We start from the raw sequence: 25,517 nt of genomic DNA on the forward strand, positions 1-25,517 counted from the left end.
CATGCGTAAACTTCTTCGTTCTTTTGCCTTTTTAGATTTAATATCACTTGTTTTTATGTCGATGCAATTATGGGCGATATTGAAAAACTACGGTAACTTCTCTTTACTTTCTGAAAAAGTACAAGGCGTACTTATGTTTCCTATGTTTATCTTGGTTTTAGTGGGAACTTATGGTTTGTTTTTTATCAAGAAAATTGGGTTCATCAGCTATTATATTCAATTTCCTTTTAGGCTTTACCTTTGGGTTTTTAGTTTAGGTTTTATTACCTTATTTCCAGAGGCGTTGGGTAATTACGATGATAAATGGTTTTCGATATTATTTAAAGTATGTTTTGTTGGAGAATTCGTTAGGCTATTTTTAACCGTCAAGTTTCATTATCAACTAAAGGCACAATCAAATTAATGGCATTGGGCAGTAACTTTGCCTCTACCTTGTTGGTTTTCCCCAAATACTCGCCGTCTACCTGAAAATGGGCTTTATATTTAGTGGTAATTTGTACCTCTGAGGCTTGAAAGCTTTCTATTTTTTTGGGGTTCCAAGGAAGTCTACTTACCCATATCTTAAGAATTTCCATTACGGCATACTCCTTAATTAAGATAATTTCAAAAACATCGTCATCTAATTTACCATTTGGGTTGATGTTAAAACCTGTTCCGTACTTGGTGGCATTGGCAATAACCACCATCGCTGCTTTAGTCTTAATTTGACGGTCGGCAACTTTAAATTGCACTTGCATTTTTCTGTGATTCCAAAAGGCATGCCATGCCGATTTTGCATAAGTTAACATTCCTCTGGTTGAAAGTTCGTCAAATTTTTTAACTAGATAGGCATTAAACCCTATGTCTGATAAATGAATGCAGAGCTCTTGGTTAACCATAGTAGCATGGATTTTTTTCGGCATTCCGTTTACTACTACCTCAAGTGCTTCTTCAATATCTAATGGAATACCCAGTTCCTTAGCCATTCCATTTGCTGAGCCTGCCGGTATAATACCAATGGGAGTTTCGGTATTCAACAAGCACTCGGCCACTAATTTTAACGTACCATCGCCACCTACAGCAACAACCCTATCAGCTTTAACCTTTTCTATTGTTTTTTTTATCTGCGCTATGCTACATTTGCGTGGCAGCTCAAAAATCTCAATAGCTATTTCGCTATTGCTAAAAAAATTGATAATCTGTTCACTTAAACTTACGTCTTTGTTGCCAGAACCTTGATTTACTACAAAAAGTAAACGTAATTTGGTTTGTGTATTGGTCATATAAATAATATGATATAAAACAACATTTGTGCTAGTCTGTTTTAAATAAATATGTCAAAAAAAATGCAGAAGTAAAGGTATATCACGGCTACGGCCACACTCATAATTTGGTAATTTACGGCCATGTTTTTAAGCACAGAGCCAATGCCAAACAGCGTTTTAAAAACGGCTTTTTTGTAAACTTAAAGCATGTATTTAAGCTTTTTGTACTAAAACCCTATCCCTTTGCTAAAGTTCAACTAAATTTTAACGGCCAAACTGTAGTTACTACCGCTGCTTACGATGGCTTTTTTAAATTTGAGTGGGAAGCTAATGAAAATGTAACGGCCGGCTGGCACGAGGTTGAGGTAACTGCTTTTACCGAAGATGGCAAACAATTGGCAAAATCTACCGGTTCTTTCTACGTTCCGCATATTACGCAGTACGCTTTTATTTCTGATATTGATGACACCATTATGGTTTCTCATTCTAAAACCATCGGCAAAAGACTGAAAGAATTATTGCTGAAAAATCCAAGAACTCGAAAAACATTTCAATCTACAAAATACCACTACGAACTGTTGGCACAGGCACATACCGAACCGCAGCAGCCCAATCCTTTCTTTTACGTATCTAGCAGTGAATGGAACTTATACGATTATTTGGTAGAAACTTTTCGTTTCAACGGATTTCCGGAAGGGACTTTTTTATTAAACCAATTGAAACGCTGGAAAGATTTGTTGAAAACTGGCAAAACTGGACACGAAGGAAAGTTGTTGCGGATCATGCGGATTATCGATGCTTTCCCTAATCAGAAGTTTATTTTCTTGGGTGATAATTCTCAGAAAGATCCAGAAATCTACTATAAAATCGCAGAAAAATATGGCAAAAATGTAATTGCTGTTTATATTAGAAACGTAAGAAAATCTAAATTATTAGAAACACAAGAAATATTGAATAAATTAGAGGACAAAAATATTAGCACCTGTCTTTTTGTGCATAGCGAAGATGCCATTGCTCACTCCAAAAAAATAGGCTTAATTAATTGATAAGCATGAAACCATCATGATTTTGCCAATCACAAACAATAATAAGTGAACCGAGCTTGCGAGTTTTTGAACACCAAAGTATGATAGAAACTTGTGAAAAAATCATGATAGCTCCATAACCATCGAAAAAAAATTTACGCATAATGAAAAAAATAATTTTCGCATTGTTTGTAGTTTTTACATTACAAGCCTGCACCAAAGACCTTAGTTCAATTAAACAACAAGACTCTAAATGGGAGTTAACCCGCTGGCCAGGAAAAACTTTACCAACAGCGGCGAAAGCAACCTTAAACATAAGCGGTGGAAATAAGATTGGTGGAAAATCTTTCTGTAATACTTATGGTGGTAGTGCAGTAATTAACGGCAATGCTATCCAGTTCAGCAAAATTTTTGGCACTAAAATGTACTGTGAGGCCGTAGGCTATGCCGAAAATAAGTATTATGCAGATTTAGAAAAAGTAACTGCCGGCAAAGTTTCGGGCAACAGACTTTATCTGTACCAAAACGAAAACCTGCTGATGGTTTTTGTGAAAGCTGAATAAGATTTTTTACCCTCAATTTCTTTACATTCTTTTTGATTGTTTGGCATTATTAGTGTTTATGTTTTTCTACACACAAAAAACCTTAAACAATGAAAAGAACCCTCTTATTTACAGTGATGCTTGCAGGTTTTGTAGGCATCGCATCGGCTCAAACCATCAACGGTATAAAATTAGTAGAGTTAAAGGAACCATATCTAGAAATTCGTGCTTTTAAGCAAGAATTTGGAAGTAAAAATGCTCGTACAGCTAGAGTATGGCCAAAAGTGGTAAATGATAGGCAAGCTTCTCTTGTAAAAGACTACAATGGCAAAAACATGGAGTTCAACTCAGCATTAGATTTCATCAATAAAATGAAAATTTACGGCTATGAATTGTTTAATGCTTATGCGGTAACTTATCGCGACGACACCATTCATAAATTTTATATACTAAAACGTAAGGATTGATTTTGCAGCAATCTAAAAAACAGTTCCGTATTTTTGAGGATGGTTTTTAGTTTGCCCGGAGATGAAATTGTATTCCCTAACCCTGAGCTGGCCGATGAAGATGGATTGCTCGCTATTGGCGGAGATTTAAGTGCCGAGCGATTAATTCTTGCTTACCAGCACGGCATATTTCCGTGGTTTAGCGATGATGACCCTATTTGTTGGTACTCGCCTCATGAGCGCTGTGTAATATATCCCGACAGGATTAAGGTTAGCAAAAGCATGAAGCAGACCTTAAAAAAAGGCAGCTTTAAGGTAACTGCCAACCTAGCTTTCGAAAAGGTAATTGCAAACTGTGCCAAAGTAGCTCGTAAAGACCAGCCCGGCACTTGGATTACAAAGGAAATGCAAAGTGCTTATATCAATTTACATCAATTAGGTTGGGCACACAGCGTAGAAGTTTGGAAAGATGGCGAACTAGTAGGCGGGCTTTACGGTATTGCAATCAACAAAGTATTTTGTGGCGAAAGTATGTTTAGTTTGGTAAGCAATGCTTCAAAAGTTGCCTTGATTTTTCTCTGCCAGCAAACCAACTTTGAATTGATAGATTGCCAGTTGCCAAATGATCATTTGCTCAGTTTGGGTGCCGAGATGATTGACAGGCAAACCTACATGAGTTTGCTAAATAACGTGAGTTCGGGTTAAGTATCTTTACAATTCTTGAGAAATTCGCATTGAACTTTTTTTTAGCTCGCCGCCGCTGGGCTCTTACTTTTTGACCGCAAAAAGCAACAAAAACTCTCGGTTGCTTATTTTTCTTTTAAAGAAAGTGCTTTGGCTTATTGGTGCGTCCCGAAAAATAAGAGACCGAAAATTAGCTGAACGAAGATTTGAAGCGCTATCGCTAGCAAATAACATAATTTTCTTATCCCGAACTCACGTTAAATAACCAATAATCAAATTTCAATTTTCAAACCCTACATCCAAACTAAAATGAACTAGTGGCTATTGAACACTATTCCGCAGTTTCTCTATAAACGCTACAAACTTTTTGCCGTTATAATTTGCTACTCCTTCGTGCTTAAAAGACAACCTACCTTTTTTATCGAAAACCACTGTAGTGGGTAACGAACCTGCAAATATCTGTTCTGGCACACTGCTAGCCATTTGGTAAACCTAGGCATAGTATACTTTCTAGCTTTCATGTAACCATTTGCTTTTTCAAAGTTACTATCAGCATCTAAAAGGATGAAAACAACATCCGCACTATTTTTATACTGCTCATATAATTTGTTGATAGATGGCATTTCGGCTAAACAGGGTGGGCACCAAGTAGCCCAAAAATTAAGAAATACCACCTTCCCTTTCAATTCATTTAACGTTACTATCTTCCCATCTTGATCCTTAAACCTCAATTCTAAAACTGGGGCTACTAACGTTTTTTCAGGTTGAACATCGGGATTGAACAAACCTATTTGCATTAAACCTTGAATTACTAAAGCTTTGGCGGAAGGCACAAATAGAATTAATGCTAAAATTAGGATGAAAATCCCGTTGGAGATATATTTTTTAATGCTCTTTTTTTCCATGTTATTTAGTTAACTTCAACAAAGCTAAATAAACACCGTCAATTACTTTTGCCATTCGACGGATATCTAAGGTTTCCATTTTATCAGTCTTTCTATGATAGTTTTTATTTCTATAGAACGAAGTATCCGTAATCATCATTGCGCTGTAACCAAAATTCCAATAATTGAGATGATCAGAAAAGTCGATACCAGGCAATGATCTCGGTGCGTTAAACTCTTCTGTTTTTATCGTTTTAGCTTGTTTAAAATGCTGGCTAAAGTCTTCCACAAACTTACCTTTTTCTGTAGTATTGACTAGCGTGATGTAATCTCCTTTATTGCCATACACTTTAGACATGGCTGCTAGCGGATAGTTCTGGCTATTCTCTTTATCACTAAAATAACCAATCATCTCCAGAGAAATCATTCCCAGCACATCAACCTTGTTATCTTTTAAGGATTTGGCATGCACATAACTCCCCATTTGTTCAGTTCTGAAATAAGGAGGTTCTTCTAAGGTATAAGCTACCAAATCAATGCGTTTATTCAACTTCCGACCTTTTAACTGCCGAGCTAGTTCTAATAAACCGACCACGCCACTGGCATTATCGTCTGCACCTTCCTGATCGCCACAAACATCATAATGCGCCCCAACAATAATGCGTTGCTGATTTTCAGTTCCGAAAGAACAAATCACATTTTTGTAAATCTTGCCATCCACTTTATACTCTTGATAAGAAACTTTATCGCTATACTTTAGGAAATCAGTTTTTATATAGTAGGCAATGGAATTTAGCTGTGCTAGATTTTCGGGGTTTCGATACGAGGCTGTCTTGGTAATGTTTTTAAGATGCTTTTTGACAGCAACGGTATCCGTATTTGCCGAGCAGCAAAAGCTAAAAAGAGTCAGCCATAAAAAGGTTGAAATTTTTATCATATTAATCTGGATCTACGCGGTAAGTAGTGCCTCTAGCACCAAATTTAGAGAGGTTGTAGGTTAAGCCAAAAGAGAAAACCCTAGTGATTACATTGTTTTTAGAGTCGATAACTGAATTACCAGATACCTGACGAAATACCATATTTCCTTGATTTAATAAATCGCTTGCACTGGCAGTTAAACTAAGCGATTTATTTTTAAGAAAATGTTTACTCAAATTAGCACCGATAAGCAATGGATTTTGATTGGCTACAGTATAGCCAGTGTTGATACGTTTAGCCACCGAAACCCCAATACGGTAGGTCTTTTTTATGGTACCATTTCCGTTAAGTGAAAGAGATAAAGTTTGTAAATCCCTATTTGCATTTTGCAATGCATTGTTCGAGTTTGAACTTTGCGAATAGTTAGCAGAACCGTTTAAATTAAAATCTTTTAACCTTAAACGACCACTGAAATTTGAACTAAATGTTCTGGTAATAAAGAATTGGGTAGTGGTTAACTGACCCGGGTTAAAAGTTGGCAGCATAATTCCAGGCATTCCCATACCTCCAGTGTTAATAATAACTTCCGAAGAAAAACTACCATAGTCAAAGCTGTTTTGTAAGCTCTGTACGTTGTTGTTATTTACTTGATTGTAACCAGCTCCAATAGTCAAATTACCTTTTTTAAAATTCAGGTTTCCAGAAATATTCTGCGAAAAGTTTAAACCGCTGTTAAAGTAACGAGTATTATTGATGAATAGCGCCCTATTGGAAACACCTACAGTTCCATTGTAACCCGCCGAAAAAATGTTTTTTTTAATTGGGATACTGATATTATAATTGCCGCTCAGATTATAAGTGCCATTGGTATTTTCATATCGAGTTTCCTGCTTATAGCTACCCAGCGTGTCAGGTATTACGATCACGTTGTTTACAATTTCATTTTGCGTAGTGGAAAAATTAGCGGATGCGAACAAGGACGCTCCAGATTTCTCCTCTACATAGTTATAATTGGCATTTAATCGATGGTTAAACGATGGTTTTAAATTTGGGTTGCCAATAACGATATTTTGCAAGTTTTGGGTATTACGTATGGGCTGTAGTTGACTGGCAGAAGGACTATTGTTATTACCTGAATAGCCTACACTTAACGTTTTTCCTTTTTCAAGAGTTTTACTATAATTTAATGTTGGCGAGTAATTAAAATTATTATTATTGATTTTTTGATCAAGATTGATGTAATTGTTTCTCAACAGCGTAGGCCGAGCGTTAAACCCAATAGTAAAACGAACTTTCTTATTACTTTGGTTATAATTAAGCCCTATATTTTGTGTAATAAACAAAGATTTCATCTCCGAACTAAGCGAATCAATAAAACGATAATCGTTAGTTAAATTACTCAGCACCTCAGTAGCCGAGCGGTTAAAAGAATTAGTTAAAGATAGCGCATAATTTATGCTAAAATGCTTAATATTAAAACTATCTGTAGGTTTACTGATTGCCAAAGAATAACTGGTATTGAATGCAAAACCCTGCGAGTTGTTTCTATTATTAATATTTCGGTTGAGTACCGAATCTTTTAAGAGCGATTGATCTTGTTGATTATAATATAAAGTATTGGTGTTTACCAATTGATTGGATTTTTGGCTTGAAGCATTGAAAGAGAAGTTGCCAGATAAGTGATTTCTTTTATTCTTAAGTCGCTTCGAAAAACTCATGTTACCGCTAACATTTGGAGAACTTCCCTCGGTTTGGTTGATGTTTTTAAAATCTTGTCTGTTAACTCCACTTTGGTTGTTGAGCGATGCACTATTATTGCTGTTATTATTGAGACTAACATTGATATAGCCGTTCAAATACAGCACTTTGTTCATAAGGTTAATGTCAGAACTTAAGTTATGTGCAGCGTTCTTAGATTTACCATTACTTTGCGACAAATTGTAGTACGTTCCTAAATCACTTAAGGTCTCAACTGCCTGTTCATTTGTAAAGGCGTTTTTACCTTGGTTTGAGCCATAGTTTATACTGTAATTACCTGTCTTTCCAACCTTATCCCGGTGATTAATGGAGAATGATCCATTTTGACTATCACCTGCACCATTATTTTGGGTAGTATAATTTAAACCAAACCCAGTTTGTTTATCGCCGTTCCAAATATTCATTCTATTTTTCGAGCCAATTTGGTCATTAGAACCAGCATTAATCGCTAGGTTGCCAAACTTTCCGCGGTTCATTCCCGGTTTGGTGACAATGTTGATGAGCTTTTGCGGCTCACCGATTTTTAAACCAGTAAAATTAGCCTGATCACCATAATCATCAATAAGTTGGATCTTAGAAACAATTCCCGCTGGCAAAGTGGCTATAAATTCCTTCACATCATTGGTAAAAAAATCTTTACCATTTACCCGAAGTTTAACCACATTTTTCCCCATCGACTTGACATTGTATTCATCATCAACTTCTATTCCAGAGAACTGCTTAATGAGGTCGGCTACATTATCACCGTCAAAAACCTGGTAGGCTGCTGCATTATATTCTACGGTATCTTGCATTACTCTAATAGGGTTGGGTTTTGCCTTAATTACCACTTCCTTTAGCATGTTGCTAGCCATTTTTAATTTGATATTTTCAATCTCTAGTTCCCGCTTCTTCCCAAAAGTATAATCTTGTTTGAAGTCGTAATAGCCCATTATGGCTATATGTAGCACAAAGCTTTCGCTTTTTATCTTCGAAAAGCTGAAATGGCCATCATCGTCTGTTTTGGTTTTTAGGGTATCTTTTTGGTTAATGAGAAGAACTGTCACATCAGATATAGCTACGCCGCTCGTATCGGCAACTTTGCCCACAACCTTTCTATTGGCTTGTGAAAACCCATCCAGACTGGCTAGTATGATAGACAGAGAGAGCAGCAAAATAGATAAAATCTTCAATGGTTTTTGCGTTGCTACAACAAACTTAATATTTAGTTATTAAGCTTTTTCTTTTTAACAAAACTTTAACAGCCAAACTTTAAGTTTAGATGCTTACTTCTAAAAATTCCATAAAACCGATGCAAAAAAAATCGCCATTGCAATTGAAGAAAACTGTTGCTTAGACAGGTTATTTTCTCCAAACCGCAATGGCGATGAGGTTTATTGGTGTGTTTGAGTATTAATTTGCGTTGCTGTGTACAAACATCTTAGCCGCAAAGCCGGTAACGCCAGTATTGGCTTTTAAACCTTTGGCATAAACGGTATAAATTTTTCCGTCTTCTAACTTCACACCTGTAAGTGTAGTCTCAACGGCACCACTGGTAGCATTTTTAATGTTAAGTGTTGTGCTCTCTGCCGCATCTACTGCCTCAAAAGCGCTAAATTCTTTAAAAGCTTTATTGGTAGCCAAGTCGGTAGCTGCACCATTTACGTTTAAACTTAAAGCGCCACCATCTGGACTTAAATTCACAAAACGAATTTTTGCTTTTCCGGCAGCCGGTTTCTCTAAGTTATCTTCTAGCATTAGTAACTCGATATTTTCTAAGGTGTTAGCCACAAAAAGCGAATAACCTAATTGAGGTTTAAGCGTATATTGTAAACTCTTTAAAGAGGTTAGGTTATTTTTCTTGGTTACGTTAAAAACTCGGTTTCCAGAATAGGCGCTTAGATACCCAATTTTATTTCCAAACTCGAAATCTACATTTTGGTTCGCTCTGCTATTGTCTACGTAAACATCTAATAGTTCTGTAGTTGGCGATGCTTGGATTACATTTAAACCAGATACTTGAATTGGCTCATAGTTACTATCCATTTTTGAACAAGAAACCAAACCTAAAGAAAACACTGAGAACGTTAACGCCGCAGCGATAGCTTTGTGTTTTAAAAAAATCTCATGATGATATAAAAAATATATTAAATAATAAGGCACATTGCCATTAACTCACACCACCTTTACGTAGGCTGAATTAAGAACGCTACAGTTTTATGAATATTTTTTATTTATGATTGATTTTAATGGTTTTAGAGACTATAAGTATATAATATTTTAGGATTACACTCTCAATAAGTTATAATATTTTAGGGTTACGCTCTCAATAAACGATAATTATTCTTAATTAAAAGATCTTTTTAGATGTTCTTCCATCAATTACTTCTTCTTCTTCAGCTCTATCACGGTAATTTCGGGCCAAATACCTACTCTTCCAGAAAAGCCAATGAAACCAAAGCCTCTGTTTACATTTAAAAACCTGTCGTTTTCCTTTTTTACTCCCGCCCAATGTTTGTATCGAAACTGAACTGGGCTCCATTTTAAGCCAAAAGCTTCGATACCAAACTGCATCCCATGGGTATGGCCGGCTAATGTTAAATGTATTTTTGAAGGATGATTTTTTACTTGAGCTTCCCAATGGCTAGGATCGTGAGAAAGTAAGATTTTGAACTCATCTTTTGTAGTGCCTTGTAGTGCTTTTGCTAAATCTCCCCGTTCGCCAAACCCTAAGCCCCAGTTTTCTATCCCCACTAAGGTAATTTTTTGACCATTCTTTTCAAGATTGACATGCTCATCCAACAATAACCTAAAACCAATTTCGGCGTGGTATTTTTTTAGTTGCTGCAAATTTTCTCGTTTTGCAGCATCACTTTCCCACTTTACGTAATCGCCATAATCGTGGTTACCCAGCACCGAAAACTGACCAAAAGGAGCTTTAATTTGCGAAAAATGAGCAATGTAAGGCTTTACTTCTTCGGCCTTGTTATTCACTAAATCTCCCGTAAAAACAAACAAATCTGCCTGTTGCCGATTAATCAAATCAATACCTTTTTGTACCGCTTTGGGATTATTTAAACTCCCAGCATGTACGTCAGAAATTTGCACCAATTTAAAGCCCTCAAAAGCGTCGGGAAGATCATCGAAATACAAAGTATGCTTAATTACCCGGTAGGCATATTTGCCTTTTAAAATTCCGTAAACGAAGGCAATAATGATTAATGAAGCGATTAAAATCCCAATATAAACTCCAATTATTGGCCTTTCGGGATAAGTAAAGTTACCTTTAGCGATGTAGTTAATTCCTGCTAAACCCAATCTATAAATGTCTGTTATTACTTCCGCCAGTACAAATACCAACAGAGACACAAAGTATACCAGAAGGGCGTGAGCACTGATTTTAAAAAATGGACTTTGCCCATCTACCCTTAGTCTTGCGACACCATAGGCAAATGAAATGAGCAGTACGATCGGCAAAACCCAAAACCAAACCAATAACGGAGCAGCTACAATTGTAGCTAAGGCATTCAAAGCATATCCGTTAATCAACAGAAATATCAATGCGAATATTAAAATCGGTACAAATGGAAATTTTCTTCTCATGATAGATCAAAAAAGCGTCACCTCGACCATAGCCGAGAGGTCTTTTAAAAAGATTTCTCCCTTTCGCTACGCTTTAGTCGAAATGACGCTATATGTTGCGTTATTGCTTTTGTAAATTATATCAACTCAACGCTGCGGCTCACAAATGCAGTAAGTTCTGCACCAGTTAGCATGCCTTGAGAAAGCAATGCTAAATCAACCGCTTGCTTAGCGAATTTGCTTTGCTCTGCTTCATCAGCCGATGCTAAAATTTTGCTTACCAACTTATGGTTTCCGTTGATGGCCACTTTGTAACTATCTGGCATGCTACCATAGAAACTCATTCCACCGCCCATTTTAGCCATGTCTTTCATTCTTCGCATAAACTCATCCATGGTGATGGTAACAGGAGCATCATCTGGGTTTAAACCAACAACTTCTACCGTATAACCTGGTTTAGTGATTGCTTTTTCGAAAATACCTTTAACCGTAGTAGATTGTTCTTCGCTCAGCACCGATTCCAATTTCTCGTCTTTCTCGATCAATTGGTTAGCAACAGAAGCATCTACACGTTTCAATAATGTTTTCTCTAATTTTTGCTCTAAACTGCTCACAAAGTGATTATCGATAGCCGAGTTCATCACTAAAACATCGTAACCTTTTTTCTCTGCCGCTTGGATAAAACCGTCTTGTTTATCTAAATCAGTAGCGTATAAATAAACTACATTGCCATTTTTATCAGTCTGTACAGCGCTTACTTTCTCCTTGTATTCTTCAAAAGTGAAAGCCTCTTTTTTGGTATTGGTTAACAAAGCAAAATCTTTCGCCTTATCGTAAAATTTCTCTTCGCTAATCATACCGTATTTAACGAACAAGCCAATATCGCCCCATTTCTCTTCAAAACCTTTACGATCTGCTTTAAACAGTTCGCTCAACTTATCAGCTACTTTTTTAGTGATGTAGTTGTTAATTTTCTTCACATTTCCATCAGCCTGTAAGAAACTTCTAGAAACGTTCAACGGAATATCTGGACTATCAATTACCCCGTGTAACAACATCAAGAACTCAGGAACAATATCTTTTACTTCATCCGTAATAAACACCTGACGAGAGAACAACTTGATTTTGTTGCGCTGCATATCGAAATCTTCCTTCACTTTCGGGAAATACAATACGCCCGTTAGATTAAAAGGATAGTCAACATTTAAGTGGATCCAGAATAAAGGATCATCAGAGAAAGGATACAATTGCTTGTAAAAATCCAAGTAATCTGCATCTGACAAATCTGCAGGCGCTTTGGTCCAAATTGGGTTGGTGGTATTTACAATATTATCCACTTCAACCGAGGTATATTTCGGTTTGCCTTCTTCATCAACACCATCTTCTACGCTATCTGTTTTAGTACCAAATTTAATAGGCACAGGTAAGAATTTAGCATATTTATCTAAAATCTCTTGTAGTTTATGTTGGCTTAAAAACTCTTCGCTTTCTGCGTTAATGTGCAACACAATGTCGGTACCACGGGTAGTTCTAGAACCTTCCGAAATTTCGAAAGAAGCTACTACCATCGCAAGTCCATTTTGCAGCCTCAGCACCATCTTGATACGATAAAGTGTTGATCTCCACTAAATCTGCTACCATAAAGGCAGAGTAAAAACCTAAACCAAACTTACCGATGATCTCATTAGCGTCTTTTGCATCTTTAAATTTCTCTACAAACTCGCTAGCACCAGAGAAAGCCACTTGGTTAATGTATTTTTTGATTTCTTCGGCAGTCATACCCAAACCATTATCGCTAATGGTAATGGTTTTTGCCTTTTCATCTAACTTCACTTCAACCAAAGGTTGGCCAACCTCGCCGTTAAACTGACCAAGAGCGCCTAAGCGTTTAATCTTTTGCACTGCGTCAACCCCATTAGAAACTAATTCCCGTAAAAAGATCTCATTATCCGAATACAGGAATTTCTTGATGATTGGGAAAATGTTTTCTGTGTGTATGGAAATACTTCCTTTTTCTGTTGTCATATCTTAAACTTAAATTTTGCTTATACGCTTGTTTATCAAGCCTTGTTCCAAAACAAAATATAAGTCAAAGTGGCAGAAGCTTGGATTGTTGTTCTGAACTGTTTAAGCATATTTGAAAAGCATTTACAGCGGTTCTTAGGCTGCGATAGTCCCGCTTTTACTTCAAGTCCGCACTCGTTACACTCGCTTGCGGGCTTTTCGTACAATCGGGTTTGAAGAACAAGGGCAATGCAGGAAAATTTGTCAATCTTATAAACAAAACTCCAATTCAAGATTGACAAATTTTAAGAAAACCTTTGCATACTTATCGAACCTCCTGTTTTTCTTTGCGGTAGAATTTTAATACAAAGTTTTTTGAAGTATTTGCAGAATACAAAGGCTTTAACCATGTCCTAATTACCCAGCCCAACTTTCCCTATCCAAACTTCTGTAATGTATCGCCTCTGCCAAATGCTCAATTGCTATTTTCTCGCTACCCGCTAAATCGGCAATGGTGCGGGCAACCTTCAAAATACGATCATAAGCACGGGCAGATAGGCCTAATTTCTCCATGGCCTGCTTAATCAGTCCCCTACCTACGTCATCAATCTCACAGATTTTTCTTACCATGTTTGCGCTCATTTGCGCATTAGAATGCACCCCATCTAGCTCTGCAAAACGGGTATCTTGCACCTCTCTTGCCTTAATTACTCGTTCTCTAATTAAGCTGCTTTTTTCTGCAGGGCGGGAAGAAGACAACTCCGAAAAGTTAACCGGCGTTACTTCTACATGCAAATCAATGCGATCTAACAAAGGCCCAGAAATTTTACTCAAATACTTTTGCACTACGCCCGGCCCGCAAACACATTCTTTTTCGGGGTGGTTGTAAAAACCGCAAGGACAAGGATTCATAGAAGCTACCAACATAAAGCTAGCCGGATACTCTACCGAAAAACGAGCTCTAGAAATGGTCACTTTCCGATCTTCTAACGGCTGGCGCATTACCTCCAAAACCGTTCGTTTAAATTCGGGCAGCTCATCTAAAAACAAAACCCCGTTGTGCGCCAAAGAAATTTCACCCGGTTGTGGGTTCATGCCGCCGCCTACTAGGGCAACATCAGAAATGGTATGGTGGGGCGAGCGGTATGGCCTCTCGGTCATTAGCGCATTAGCGGCAGGCAAACGTCCAGCTACAGAATATATCTTGGTACTTTCTAGCGCTTCGGGCAAATTTAAGGGCGGTAAAATGGTGGGCAACCTTTTTGCCAGCATGGTTTTTCCGGCTCCCGGCGGACCAATTAAAATTACATTGTGACCTCCAGCTGCCGCAATTTCCAAGGCTCTTTTGATATTTTCTTGTCCTTTTACATCAGAAAAATCTTGCTCGTAGCTGTTAATTTGTTTGTAAAACTCTTTTCGGGTATCTATTTGAACAGGCTGTGGTTGTTCCTTACCCGTAAAAAAATTAACAACATCTAGCAAACTATCCATGCCATAAACATCCAAATCATTCACAATGGCGGCTTCATTTGCATTTACCTTGGGTACAATTAAACCTTTAAATCCTTCTTTTCTGGCTTGTATGGCAATGGGCAAGGCTCCTTTAATACTTTGCAGGCCTCCATCTAATGATAGCTCCCCCATAATGACATAACTACCCAGCTTTTCGGCATCAATTTGCCCAGACGCAGCTAAAATGCCAATGGCAATCGTTAAATCATAAGCAGACCCTTCCTTTCTAATATCGGCAGGCGCCAAATTAACTAGTATTTTTTGGCGTGGCATGTGGTATCCCGCAATGCGGATGGCGCTTTCTACACGATACTGGCTTTCTTTAACGGCATTGTCTGGCAAGCCTACCATATAGTAACTGCTACCGGCACCAATATTTACTTCGATGGTAATAGTAATGGCGTCTACGCCATAAACGGCACTTCCATAGGTTTTTACAAGCATAGATGAAGATGTTTTTCAACATCAAGATAGAAAATTTTAGTGAAACAAAAAAGGGACGGTGTTTAAACCTATCCCTTTAAATATTTACAAACTGTATTTTACCGTTAGTAATCTTCAGCCATTTTAGCTAAAGCAGCTGTTAGCAAAGCAGCCTAGTCTTGGTTTACATCTATTACAATGACAAAATTTCTGCTAATTGCAACCATGCTGGCGTAACTTGAGCGGCATCAATATGTTTAATAGCTTTAGAGAAAGGCGTAAACACAATCTCCTTATTAATTTGCCCCGCCATTACTTTAGATTTACCCGCCAACAAACCTTCTACCGCAGCTACACCTAAACGGCTTGCCAATACCCTATCGGCACAAGAAGGGCTACCGCCACGCTGGATATGACCTAAAACAGAAACACGGATATCGTGATGAGGAAATTTTTCTTTCAAAACCTCGCCAACATTGTAGGCACCACCAGCTTCATCGCCCTCGGCTACTACAATAATTTTCGATGCTTTGTCTTTACGCCCGTGCTCTACCCTTTCAATCAAATCTTCGGTAGTCATTTTAGCTTCGGGAATTAAAATAGCCTCGGCGCCAACACCAATACCACTTCTCAAAGCAATTAAGCCCGAATCACGGCCCATTACTTCTACAATAAAAAGTCGATCATGAGATTCTGCGGTATCTCTAATTTTATCTACAGCATTTACAACAGTGTTGATGGCTGTATCGTACCCTATGGTTAAATCCGTTCCTTCTAAGTCATTATCAATGGTTCCTGGCAAGCCAATAATCGGGAAATCGTATTCTTGAGAGAAAATATCCGCTCCCGTAAAAGTTCCATCGCCACCAATTACCACCAAAGCATCAATATTGCTTTCTACTAGATTTTTGTAGGCTTTTGCTCTTCCTTCTGGCGTTCTAAACTCATCGCAACGGGCAGTTTTCAAAATGGTTCCACCTCTTTGAATGATATTGGCCACAGATTTGCCATCCATCGGGAAAAAATCTGCATTAATTAAGCCATCATAACCTCTTAAAATGCCTGTAACTTTTAACTTGTAGTATAAACTACCTCTAACAACGGCCCTAATGGCTGCATTCATTCCCGGAGAATCTCCTCCAGAAGTTAGCACCCCTATATTTTGTATCTTACTCATTTATTTTTTGTTCGCAAATTCAGTTAAACCTTTATCAAGGTAACCCAGATAAGCATCTATATTAAATTCTACTCCAATTGGTGGAGAAACCAGTTCTTTTTCTTCGGTATCTAACAGCACATAATAAGGCTGTGCAATGGTACCAAATCTTTCTGCCTGCAAATGTTGGAATTTTTTCCCAACCGTGTTTACTTGAGTTTTCAAGATTTGCGAATAAAATTGTTCGCTTTCTGGCAAAGCGGTTTTGTCATCAGTATAAAGCGAAACCACAATATAGTCTTCTTTCAATCTTTTTAACACTTCTTTATCAGACCAAACACGAGCTTCCATTTCTCTACAGTTTACGCAACCATGGCCTGTAAAATCTAAAAACAAGGGTTTATTTACTTCTTTAGCATAAGCCAACGCTTCTTCGTAATCAAAGTAGCCGTCAATTCCATGCGGAATGTGAAGAAAATCTGCATATTTTTTCTTTTTGCCAGATTCATCGCCGTGCGAAGCAGTACCACTGCCCTCTCCAATTACAAAATCTTGCGTAGCCAACGGAGGCACCAATGCACTCACTGCTTTTAGAGGAGCACCAAACAAACCTGGGATTAAATACACTGCAAAAACAAAACTTGCTACAGCCACAAAAAACCTCGGTACCGAGATATAAGGCAAATCGCTATCGTGAGAGAATTTAATTTTTCCCAACAAATAAACACCTAAAAGGATGGCCAAAACTATCCAAATGGCTAAGAAAACTTCCCTATCTAAAATGCCCCAGTGGTATGCTAAATCTGCGGTTGAAAGAAATTTTAAAGATAAACCTAACTCTAAGAAACCCAACACCACTTTTACCGAATTTAACCAACCTCCAGATTTAGGCAAGCCAGTCATTAAACTTGGGAAAATAGCAAAAGTGGTAAAAATCAAGGCTAATGAAAGTGAGAAACCAAACATTACTACAATTGGCGTAAGCAAGTCGGTGTTTATCGCTACTAACGAAGTTCCAATTAGTGGGCCCGTACAAGAGAAAGATACCACGGCTAAAGTTGCCGCCATAAAAAATATCCCACCTAAGCCTTTAGAGTCTGATTTCGCATCGAGCTTATTTACTATTGAACTTGGCAGCATAATTTCGAAAGCCCCTAAAAAGGAAATACCAAATATCAACAGGATAATGAATATAAATACGTTGAAAAAACCATCGGTTGAGATTTGGTTAAGCGCACTTGCACCCCAAATTAAAGTGATGATAATTCCTAAACCCACATAAATAACAATGATTGATAGACCATAGATAATTGCACTTCTGATACCTTTGGCCTTGCTTTCTGCACGTTTGGTAAAAAATCCAACCGTAAGTGGTACCATTGGAAAAATACAAGGTAAAAAGAACGCAGCTAAGCCTGCTAACAAACCTAGCCCAAAGGTTACCCAAAGAGAAGTTGGCTCTGAAGTAGCGGCAGTAGTTGTTGCTTTGTTAGTAACTGTATCTACTGCGGTTTCTTTTGATGCGGGAATTTTACTGTTGGCAATACTATCTTCTTTAGAACCAACCGTGGTAAATTCAATATCGCCTATATCGGCAGTAGTTGCCGCAGTGTCTTCTTTAGCCTCTTGTGCATAGCTACTTTCGGTAAAAAACACCGAAAACAATGCTATTAAAAGCACCAATAATAAATTTTGTTTATTCATTTTGTGTGTTGTGTTGAAGGCGTGAAATTAACGATAATTTTCTAATCATCAGGTCAATTGCAAATCATAAAAGTCTATCAGTTTAGATACAGCAAAAAGAGGTATTACTTTAGATTTATCCTAAAAATTAGCTAATTACACCAAACTACTAAACCAAGTAGGCTTTACCGAAAATTAAAACCGAGCATAAACAAAAAAGGAACACCGTAGCGTTCCTTTACAACTTATCAATAAATCGAATTATTTTACTGGAATACTAAAAGTTACTTCGCTTGGAGGCAAACACTGTTTATCATCGCAAACCATAAATTCTACCTTACCTTTTACAGCTGTAGTAGCTTTATTTAATTTTACTTTTTGCGTAAAAAGCACTTCGTTCTCAAAATAGCTTACATCCATTTTAAATACTTTTTCATATTTAGTAATGGGCTTAGGCTCCATGGTTTTACCTACCAAAGTATAATCTTTTGAAGATGCAAACGTAAACTCGGTTTTATTTGGGCCACCTGGTTTCATGTTTTGAGAATACAAATGCCAGTTTGGATCTATGCTAGCTTTAATGTAGAGGGTCGCCTCGTTTTTACCGGTTTTTTTTGCCGCATATTGCCAGGTAACCGGGTTTTCTAATTGGGCAAACGCACTGATGGTGGTCATTACTACCATCGTTAGGATTAAAGTGATTTTTTTCATGTGTTTATAAAAGTTAGTCAAATACAATTTTTAATGTTTAAAGTTTTAAACAAAAGCTACTTCTTTAAAACCAAATTCGACAGTAGCTCCGTCAATTGGTTTAATCTGCAATAAGCCTGCTGCACTAATACCTTCTATCTTACCTTCAAAAATTTGGCCATTGTGGCTATATCTTGCAAGTTTATTTAACCTATACAGTTTACTAACGTACAAATCTCGTAAGCTTGTACTTCGCCCAGCTCTTAATTTCAAATAAAGTTGTTCTATTTGCGTGCAAATCTCAGCCAAAAGAGCCATTAAATTTACATCTTGTTGTAAAATTTGCGCTATAGAAACTGTTCTATCTTTAAGTTCGCCATCAAAAACTGACTGATTAATGTTTAGCCCTATGCCAATAATGCTTTGTTTGATCACTCTGCCAACAATCACATTTTCAATCAAAATTCCACCAATTTTCTTATCATCCAAAAAAATATCATTTGGCCACTTTACACTCAGTCCGTTTGGCAAATATTTCAGCAAAACCTCATTTAATGCCACAGAAACAAGCATATTTAAAACAAATTGTTGCTCTATAGCAATAAAACTTGGCCTTAACAACAAACTGAATGTTAAATTTTTACCTGGTTCTGCATACCATACATTGCCTAATTGACCTCTACCTGCAAACTGGTGCTCTGCCATAATTACAGTACCTTCTGGCAATGGCTCGGAATTTGAAGTTAAATTTTTTAGATAATTGTTAGTAGAATCAACCGCTGATAATTTGATGAGATTTTGACCAACAAATAATGTTGAAAAAGTGTTATTTTGCAAGTGTTGATTTTTATAATTTATTGAAGACCAAAATTAATTTTTTTAATGGTAAAAAAGAAAAATGCCAACCTTTCTACATACCTATCTGAAATAGCCGTACAGGGCATTCAAGAAAAAAAGGGAGCGATATTGTGCGATTGGATTTAAGGGAACTGAACAGCTCAGTTTCTGATTATTTTGTAATTTGTAATGCAGATTCGTCTACACAAGTAAAAGCAATTGCCGATAGTGTAGAAGATGAAATCTATAAATTAACCCAAACCCACCCCTGGAGAAAAGAAGGACAAGATAACGCAGAGTGGATTATTTTAGACTACTTAGACGTTGTAATTCATATATTTAGAACCGAGAAACGTGATTTCTTTGGTATAGAAGAATTATGGGGCGATGCCGAAGCTACCACATATAAGAGTGCATAACTCCTTAACAAGATTTTACATGGAACAGAAAAACAATTCAACCAACCCAACAGATAAGCCTAACAAACCAGCTAAGCGAATGCCTAACATTCCTAAACGCCCTCAAAAAACACCAAAATTTAACATTTTTTGGGTGTATGCAGCCATCATTATTGGTCTTATAGCAGTTAATTTCCTATTTAATTCTGATAATGCCCAACCAGTAAGCTACAGCACTTTCGAAAAAGAAATGCTTATTCCAGGCGATGTACAAAAAATCATTTCGTACAAGGCAGACGACATTGTAAAGGCTGAGGTTTATATTAAAGACAGTAAAAAAGACGATCCGAAATACAAGAAATACCAAAACAAAACTGGCTTTGGGAACACCAAAGGCCCAATGGTGGTTTTCAACGCTGCATCGCCAGATCAGCTAGACAGGTTATTGAAAGAATCTCAAGCTAACGTACCTGCCGAAAATCAAATTAAAGCAGAACCAGTTTCAAAATCAAATGCGTGGGCAGGTGTGTTTATCAACATCATTTTACCATTATTGTTATTTGCTGGCTTGTGGATTTTCATGATGCGCCGTATGAGTGGCGGCGGCGGTGGCGGTGGTGGCCAAATCTTCAACATTGGCAAATCTAAAGCAACCTTGTTTGATAAAGAGAGCCAAGTAAATATTACATTTAATGATGTTGCTGGTTTAACCGAAGCCAAGCAAGAAGTAATGGAAATTGTAGATTTCCTTAAAAATCCGAAAAGATATACCAACTTGGGAGGTAAAATACCTAAAGGTGCGTTATTGGTTGGCTCGCCTGGTACTGGTAAAACCTTATTGGCCAAAGCAGTAGCTGGCGAAGCTCAAGTACCTTTCTTCTCTTTATCAGGATCTGATTTTGTGGAGATGTTTGTAGGTGTAGGTGCATCTCGCGTACGCGATTTGTTTAAGCAAGCAAAAGATAAAGCGCCTTGTATCATCTTTATTGACGAGATTGATGCCATTGGTAGGGCTAGAGGAAAAGGCAACATGATGGGCGGAAACGACGAACGCGAAAACACTTTGAACCAATTACTGGTTGAAATGGATGGTTTTGGTACCGATAGTGGTATCATTATTATGGCTGCAACCAATAGAGCCGATGTGCTAGACAATGCCCTACTAAGACCAGGCCGTTTTGATAGACAGATTTACGTAGATATGCCAGACATTAACGAACGTAAAGAAATTTTCAATGTGCACTTGAAACCAATTAAACTGGAAGACAATATCGATATCAATTTCTTGGCCAAACAAACGCCTGGTTTTTCTGGCGCCGATATTGCCAACTTATGTAACGAAGCAGCCCTAATTGCAGCTAGAAAGGGGCACGAATCGGTAACAAAGCAAGATTTTTTAGATGCTGTAGATAGAATTATTGGCGGTTTAGAGAAGAAAAATAAAATCATTACCAAAGAAGAAAAAAGAGCAATTGCTTTTCACGAGGCAGGACACGCCACGGTTTCTTGGTTATTGCCACATGCGCACCCACTAATTAAAGTAACCATTGTACCTCGTGGGCAATCTTTAGGCGCCGCTTGGTATTTACCAGAAGAAAGAAGTATTACTACCACAGAGCAAATTTTAGACGAAATGTGTGCTACCATGGGCGGTAGAGCTGCCGAAAAAATTACTTTCGGTAAAATTAGCACAGGTGCATTAAGCGACTTAGAAAAGGTAACTAAACAGGCTTATGCCATGGTGTCTATGTATGGCTTAAACGATAAGATAGGTAATATTTCTTACTACGATTCTAGGGGGCAAGAGAGCTTTACCAAGCCTTACTCTGAAGCTACTGCGAGAATTATTGATGAAGAAGCCAGCAAAATTATTGAAGAACAATATGCCCGTGCCTTGCAAATATTAGCAGACAACCAAGAGAATTTGGGTAAACTGGCAGAAAAGCTTTTAACTTCTGAAGTGATCTTTAAAGAAGATTTAGAGGAGATTTTTGGCAAGCGACCATCTGATAATGAAGGAACCGAACTATTGGCAGAAAATGTTCCTTTTGAAGATGTTAAAGCTAACGAAGTTCCGACGCTAGAAAATAAAGACCTTCCCAATAACGAGAATACGGGAGTTAGCCATTAAATTTTATCCCGAGTTTACCTCGGGATTTTTTTTAACGCTATTTTACGGCCACAGATGCACAAATTTTTGAGGCGAGAATAAATTATATTTTTTAAACGATTAAAATTATCGAGAAATACCATCTGTGCATCTGTGGCTAAAAAGGTCTCAGCCACATCAATATTTTTTCTACTTTCCTTAATAACGCGGCGCCACAATACTTACCTTTGCAAGCAATGAAAGAAAACATTACCTCAAAAGAATTAATGCTGAAAAAGATAAGGAAAGCACTACTCGAAAAGCGTGACAATCCTTATCCCAATTTAGAAGAAAGCCCACTTTACCAACAAAATGAAGAGGAGCTTGAAATTCTATTTGCCGAGCAACTAAGCGCCGTATCTGGAAACTTTATTTTCTGCGAAAACGGAGTTGATTTTATTGAGAACATTCTGGAATTGGCCGATAGATATAAATGGCGTAAAATTTATTGCTGGGAGCCTGAATTGCAACAATTGTTAAGCACCTATGAATTTCCTTTCTACCAAACCGATAAAGATTTTGAACAAGCCGAAGTAGGAATTACCATGTGTGAAGCCTTGGTAGCCCGCAACGGCTCGGTAATGGTAAGCAATAGCAATGCCGCTGGCAGAAGACTAAGTATTTTCCCGCACCACCATATTGTAATAGCCAGAACAGGCCAACTAGTTTTAGATTTGAAAGATGCTTTTCAGCTGTTAAAAAACAAATATGGCAACCAACTACCAAGCATGATTAGCAATATTACTGGCCCCAGCCGTACTGCCGATATCGAAAAAACCTTGGTATTGGGCGCACACGGTCCAAAAGAGCTTTTTGTATTCCTAATTGATGATTTTTCTTAAAGAATTTTGTTCTATCCCTAAACAGTGTTACATTTATACTAAATACCAAATTGGTTTAAAGTAACTTTCTATTGATATGAACAAAATTCAATCGGTAATTACCGGTACAGGGAGCTATATTCCCGAAAATATAATTGCTGGAAAACACTTTCTTGAGCACACTTTTTTTGATGGTGGTGTAAAAATAGACAAGGATAGTGAAGAAATCGTTCAAAAATTTGCAGACATTACCGAAATTAACGAAAGACGCTACATCGACGATAATCAACTGAACCACGATATAGGTACTATTGCGGCTCAACGAGCAATAGAAGATGCTGGTATTGATAAAGAAACCCTAGATTACATTCTATTTTGCCATAACTTTGGCGATGTAAAACTGGGCAGCAACAGAATAGATATGCTTCCTGCTTTGGCTGCAAAGGTTAAAGTTCAGTTGGGCATTACCAATCCAGATTGTGTAGCTTTTGACATTATTTTTGGCTGCCCAGGATGGGTACAGGGAATGATACAGGCAGATTACCTCATTAAATCTGGCGATGCCAAAAAAGTATTGGTTATTGGTGCCGAAACCCTTTCTAGAATTGTAGACCAACACGACCGCGACAGCATGATTTTTGCCGACGGTGCTGGTGCAACCATCTTAGAAGCAGTAGAAGGAGAAGAAAAAACCGGAATTTTGGCACATAAAGCACAAACCCATGCCAGCCATGCAGATATGTTAATTATGGGCGGCAGCAACAATCCGGCAGAAAACAATGGCAATGCCTATATTAAAATGAAAGGCCGCAAGCTGTATGAGTTTGCAGTAGTTACCGTACCACAATTGGTAAAACAGGCCATAGACAAATCTGGTGTAGATGTAAAACAAATTAAAATGGTTTTTATACACCAAGCCAATGGCAAAATGGACCATGCCATCATGAAGCGTTTGTTTAAACTTTACGACGAAGATACCGTGCCAGAAAAATTAGTACCGATGACCATTTCTTGGCTAGGCAACAGTTCTGTAGCAACGGTACCCACACTCATAGATTTAGTACTAAAAAACAAAGTTGATGGCTACCAAATTAAAAAAGGAGACCATGCCGTGTTTGCTTCTGTAGGTGCTGGTATGCACATTAATGCAATAGTTTACAAATTCTAGATAAAAGAACAAAGAGTAAGGAACAAAGATGTTTTGCAATTAAGTCTTTGTTCTTTGCTTCTTTACCCTCCTATCCTTTTCAATCCTTGCTTGGCCTCATTTTCTATGCTACTCTCATATTCGTGGTCTTTTAATCCAATAGCAAGATTGAAATAAGCTTTGGCCTTTGCAAAATTTTTCTTCTTCTCGTAGAGATTACCTATCAATACTGCAGATTTTGCCGCATAGTAGTATTTCTGAGTTTTTCCAACATTAAAAGCATTTTGATAATGGGCTAAGGCTATATCATCCCTACCTAAATCATCATTTACACGCCCCATTCTGTAAGCGTATTCTGCTTTATCTTTTGGGGTTTTAAAGTCATTAGCTTTGCTAGCTGTTAACACCTCCAAAGCACGGCTTAGGTAGCCGCCATCGTATAGCAGCCTGGCTTTCAACAATATCAAATTAGGCATTGGTGCATTGGCTTCGTTAAGTGCCTGCTTATCTTTTTCGGCGTAGCTTGCCCCGCTGCTTTTTACCTTATTCAAATAAGCAGTATAATTTGCAGTATCTTCTTTTAGTAACGAGATCCACGCAAGGTGCAGGTAAGTATCTTTAACGTAATTAACGCCTCGATTTAGCTGCAAAAACTGATCAAAATTTACGGTTGCCCTTACATCAAGTTTATTTAACCTCACTGCACCAAGCAAATAATCTAAATAGGCAAATGATTGGTAGGCATTCCCTTTGGGTCTATTTTCCAATATCTCTATAGCTTGGTCGTTCTTTCCATTTCTTGAACAAGCATAAGCCTGCATGTAAGTTTTTAATAGACTGCTATCGGCAATTCGAGCAGTATATTTCATTATTTTAGGGTAGGCCTGTGCACTTTTCGCCACATCAGACAAGATGTAAGCGTAGTAAAAGATTACTTCTTCGTAAAATGGTTCATAAGTAGATTTTGGCAAACTTTCGGCCAACTTATCTAACTGGCTAAGGCCTAATTGCACATCGCCTTTTACGCCAAAAGTAGACAAAGCAGATTTCATGAAACCATCGGGCAAGGCACCAATAACCACGTTAATTAATCCTAAACCTTTGGCATTTAAAGGAAAGTTGGGAAATTTTTTCTGGTTATCTTTTAGTAAACCATTGGCTTTATTAATTTCTCTGGATGCGGCAAAATAAGCACCATATCTCCCACGAATTAGCGCCCATTGCAAATTAATTTCTGCCTGTGCGTATAAGTAGTAGGGCGAGTTTTTATCGTCTTTGCTAATTTGATCTAATCTCGTAGATTTATTGGCTTCTAGCTTCTCAAATTCCGCCTTGCTCTCTACGGTTAGCAAGTAAAAATAATCTACATAATTTTCTAACAGAGGGATGATTGAGTTTTGGGGCCTAGCTTTTTTTTCGGCTGCTATTAATGCTTTGGCGGTGTTTAATTTTAATTCAAAAATATTTTGATAAGCCTTAACACAATTGGCATTAAAATCAAAATTGGCAGATGCGCCAAAAGGCAATAATAAAACGAGCAGTAATAGTGGTAAGCGAAGTATTTTTAAAGGCATTAGTATAAGTTAGCAAAGCTATATAACGTAGTTAGCTATTACTTGTTTTGAGAATATATAA

Annotated in this window: 20 protein-coding genes and 2 pseudogenes; 9 read left to right on the forward strand and 13 right to left on the reverse strand. The window is 37.6% G+C overall.

Translation table 11 applies throughout. The features are described 5' to 3' along the window. Position 1 precedes the first annotated feature (1 nt). Complete coding sequence (locus OVA16_RS03640; protein WP_267763566.1) at positions 2–403, forward strand: hypothetical protein; 402 nt, start codon at positions 2–4, stop codon at positions 401–403. On the opposite strand, the gene OVA16_RS03645 is transcribed toward OVA16_RS03640, so the two are convergent. Beyond that, positions 366–1,262 carry a diacylglycerol/lipid kinase family protein gene (locus OVA16_RS03645; protein WP_267763567.1) on the reverse strand — a complete coding sequence of 299 codons (897 nt, stop codon included), beginning with the start codon at positions 1,260–1,262 and terminating at the stop codon, positions 366–368. The genes OVA16_RS03640 and OVA16_RS03645 overlap by 38 nt on opposite strands. Positions 1,263–1,369: 107 nt before the next feature. Between OVA16_RS03645 and OVA16_RS03650 the strand changes: the two genes are divergently transcribed. From OVA16_RS03650 to aat, 4 genes are all read left to right on the forward strand, one after another. Next, positions 1,370–2,290, forward strand: coding sequence for an App1 family protein (locus tag OVA16_RS03650; protein ID WP_267763568.1), 921 nt, complete (start codon positions 1,370–1,372; stop codon positions 2,288–2,290). A gap of 143 nt (positions 2,291–2,433) precedes the next feature. Further along, complete coding sequence (locus tag OVA16_RS03655; protein WP_267763569.1) at positions 2,434–2,832, forward strand: META domain-containing protein; 399 nt, start codon at positions 2,434–2,436, stop codon at positions 2,830–2,832. Between the two features lie 89 nt (positions 2,833–2,921). Further along, positions 2,922–3,278, forward strand: a complete 357-nt coding sequence (locus OVA16_RS03660) for a hypothetical protein (protein ID WP_267763570.1) — start codon at positions 2,922–2,924, stop codon at positions 3,276–3,278. Positions 3,279–3,317: 39 nt separating this feature from the next. Next, positions 3,318–3,962: a leucyl/phenylalanyl-tRNA--protein transferase gene (aat, locus tag OVA16_RS03665; protein WP_267763571.1), complete on the forward strand. Its 645-nt coding sequence runs from the start codon at positions 3,318–3,320 to the stop codon at positions 3,960–3,962. A gap of 362 nt (positions 3,963–4,324) precedes the next feature. On the opposite strand, the gene OVA16_RS19990 is transcribed toward aat, so the two are convergent. From OVA16_RS19990 to OVA16_RS03720, 11 genes and pseudogenes are all read right to left on the reverse strand, one after another. Then, positions 4,325–4,846, reverse strand: a complete 522-nt coding sequence (locus OVA16_RS19990; RefSeq protein WP_324288506.1) for a TlpA disulfide reductase family protein — start codon at positions 4,844–4,846, stop codon at positions 4,325–4,327. 1 nt (position 4,847) lies between these two features. Continuing rightward, positions 4,848–5,762: a M28 family peptidase gene (locus OVA16_RS03675; protein WP_267763572.1), complete on the reverse strand. Its 915-nt coding sequence runs from the start codon at positions 5,760–5,762 to the stop codon at positions 4,848–4,850. 1 nt (position 5,763) lies between these two features. Continuing rightward, a complete protein-coding gene (locus tag OVA16_RS03680) occupies positions 5,764–8,673 on the reverse strand; it encodes a TonB-dependent receptor (protein WP_267763573.1) in 2,910 nt (969 codons plus the stop codon). Between the two features lie 220 nt (positions 8,674–8,893). Further along, positions 8,894–9,526 carry a DUF4397 domain-containing protein gene (locus tag OVA16_RS03685; protein ID WP_267763574.1) on the reverse strand — a complete coding sequence of 211 codons (633 nt, stop codon included), beginning with the start codon at positions 9,524–9,526 and terminating at the stop codon, positions 8,894–8,896. Positions 9,527–9,862: 336 nt separating this feature from the next. Beyond that, positions 9,863–11,083, reverse strand: coding sequence for a metallophosphoesterase (locus OVA16_RS03690; RefSeq protein ID WP_267763575.1), 1,221 nt, complete (start codon positions 11,081–11,083; stop codon positions 9,863–9,865). Between the two features lie 116 nt (positions 11,084–11,199). Continuing rightward, a pseudogene (htpG, locus tag OVA16_RS03695) lies at positions 11,200–13,087 on the reverse strand (molecular chaperone HtpG). A 396-nt stretch (positions 13,088–13,483) separates the two neighbouring features. Further along, entirely contained in the window at positions 13,484–15,022 is a 1,539-nt protein-coding gene (locus OVA16_RS03700; RefSeq protein WP_267763576.1) for a YifB family Mg chelatase-like AAA ATPase, read from the reverse strand. A gap of 172 nt (positions 15,023–15,194) precedes the next feature. Further along, a complete protein-coding gene (gene pfkA, locus OVA16_RS03705; RefSeq protein WP_267763577.1) occupies positions 15,195–16,178 on the reverse strand; it encodes a 6-phosphofructokinase in 984 nt (327 codons plus the stop codon). Beyond that, positions 16,179–17,861: a protein-disulfide reductase DsbD family protein gene (locus tag OVA16_RS03710; protein WP_267763579.1), complete on the reverse strand. Its 1,683-nt coding sequence runs from the start codon at positions 17,859–17,861 to the stop codon at positions 16,179–16,181. A gap of 240 nt (positions 17,862–18,101) precedes the next feature. After that, the gene (locus OVA16_RS03715; protein ID WP_267763583.1) at positions 18,102–18,551 is read right to left on the reverse strand and encodes a protein-disulfide reductase DsbD N-terminal domain-containing protein; all 450 of its coding nucleotides are present in this window, start codon (positions 18,549–18,551) and stop codon (positions 18,102–18,104) included. A gap of 45 nt (positions 18,552–18,596) precedes the next feature. Next, positions 18,597–19,367: a biotin--[acetyl-CoA-carboxylase] ligase gene (locus OVA16_RS03720; RefSeq protein WP_267763584.1), complete on the reverse strand. Its 771-nt coding sequence runs from the start codon at positions 19,365–19,367 to the stop codon at positions 18,597–18,599. Positions 19,368–19,412: 45 nt separating this feature from the next. Here OVA16_RS03720 and rsfS point away from each other — a divergent pair. The 4 genes and pseudogenes from rsfS (at position 19,413) to OVA16_RS03740 (ending at position 23,903) form a co-directional block, all read left to right on the forward strand. Next, positions 19,413–19,786 (forward strand): annotated as a pseudogene (gene rsfS / locus OVA16_RS03725) (ribosome silencing factor). A 19-nt stretch (positions 19,787–19,805) separates the two neighbouring features. After that, entirely contained in the window at positions 19,806–21,896 is a 2,091-nt protein-coding gene (gene ftsH / locus OVA16_RS03730; protein ID WP_267763585.1) for an ATP-dependent zinc metalloprotease FtsH, read from the forward strand. Between the two features lie 215 nt (positions 21,897–22,111). Beyond that, positions 22,112–22,756 carry a LutC/YkgG family protein gene (locus OVA16_RS03735; protein ID WP_267763586.1) on the forward strand — a complete coding sequence of 215 codons (645 nt, stop codon included), beginning with the start codon at positions 22,112–22,114 and terminating at the stop codon, positions 22,754–22,756. A 76-nt stretch (positions 22,757–22,832) separates the two neighbouring features. Further along, positions 22,833–23,903: a 3-oxoacyl-ACP synthase III family protein gene (locus tag OVA16_RS03740; protein WP_267763587.1), complete on the forward strand. Its 1,071-nt coding sequence runs from the start codon at positions 22,833–22,835 to the stop codon at positions 23,901–23,903. A gap of 62 nt (positions 23,904–23,965) precedes the next feature. Here OVA16_RS03740 and OVA16_RS03745 read toward each other — a convergent pair whose 3' ends face one another. Then, on the reverse strand, positions 23,966–25,456 hold the full coding sequence (locus OVA16_RS03745; RefSeq protein WP_267763588.1) for a tetratricopeptide repeat protein: 1,491 nt from the start codon (positions 25,454–25,456) through the stop codon (positions 23,966–23,968). Positions 25,457–25,517: the final 61 nt, after the last annotated feature.

Source organism: Pedobacter sp. SL55, from assembly GCF_026625705.1.
Classification (GTDB): domain Bacteria; phylum Bacteroidota; class Bacteroidia; order Sphingobacteriales; family Sphingobacteriaceae; genus Pedobacter.

Excerpts from the sequence above, each read along its gene's own strand:
- pfkA (WP_267763577.1), bottom strand. The coding sequence starts at position 16,178 with ATGAGTAAGATACAAAATATAGGGGTGCTAACTTCTGGAGGAGATTCT.
- OVA16_RS03675 (WP_267763572.1), bottom strand. The coding sequence starts at position 5,762 with ATGATAAAAATTTCAACCTTTTTATGGCTGACTCTTTTTAGCTTTTGC.
- OVA16_RS03745 (WP_267763588.1), bottom strand. The coding sequence starts at position 25,456 with ATGCCTTTAAAAATACTTCGCTTACCACTATTACTGCTCGTTTTATTA.
- OVA16_RS03690 (WP_267763575.1), bottom strand. The coding sequence starts at position 11,083 with ATGAGAAGAAAATTTCCATTTGTACCGATTTTAATATTCGCATTGATA.
- OVA16_RS03685 (WP_267763574.1), bottom strand. The coding sequence starts at position 9,526 with ATGGATAGTAACTATGAGCCAATTCAAGTATCTGGTTTAAATGTAATC.
- OVA16_RS03735 (WP_267763586.1), top strand. The coding sequence starts at position 22,112 with ATGAAAGAAAACATTACCTCAAAAGAATTAATGCTGAAAAAGATAAGG.
- ftsH (WP_267763585.1), top strand. The coding sequence starts at position 19,806 with ATGGAACAGAAAAACAATTCAACCAACCCAACAGATAAGCCTAACAAA.
- OVA16_RS03655 (WP_267763569.1), top strand. The coding sequence starts at position 2,434 with ATGAAAAAAATAATTTTCGCATTGTTTGTAGTTTTTACATTACAAGCC.
- OVA16_RS03640 (WP_267763566.1), top strand. The coding sequence starts at position 2 with ATGCGTAAACTTCTTCGTTCTTTTGCCTTTTTAGATTTAATATCACTT.
- OVA16_RS03740 (WP_267763587.1), top strand. The coding sequence starts at position 22,833 with ATGAACAAAATTCAATCGGTAATTACCGGTACAGGGAGCTATATTCCC.
- aat (WP_267763571.1), top strand. The coding sequence starts at position 3,318 with ATGGTTTTTAGTTTGCCCGGAGATGAAATTGTATTCCCTAACCCTGAG.
- OVA16_RS03645 (WP_267763567.1), bottom strand. The coding sequence starts at position 1,262 with ATGACCAATACACAAACCAAATTACGTTTACTTTTTGTAGTAAATCAA.
- OVA16_RS03715 (WP_267763583.1), bottom strand. The coding sequence starts at position 18,551 with ATGAAAAAAATCACTTTAATCCTAACGATGGTAGTAATGACCACCATC.
- OVA16_RS03700 (WP_267763576.1), bottom strand. The coding sequence starts at position 15,022 with ATGCTTGTAAAAACCTATGGAAGTGCCGTTTATGGCGTAGACGCCATT.
- OVA16_RS03660 (WP_267763570.1), top strand. The coding sequence starts at position 2,922 with ATGAAAAGAACCCTCTTATTTACAGTGATGCTTGCAGGTTTTGTAGGC.
- OVA16_RS19990 (WP_324288506.1), bottom strand. The coding sequence starts at position 4,846 with ATGGAAAAAAAGAGCATTAAAAAATATATCTCCAACGGGATTTTCATC.
- OVA16_RS03710 (WP_267763579.1), bottom strand. The coding sequence starts at position 17,861 with ATGAATAAACAAAATTTATTATTGGTGCTTTTAATAGCATTGTTTTCG.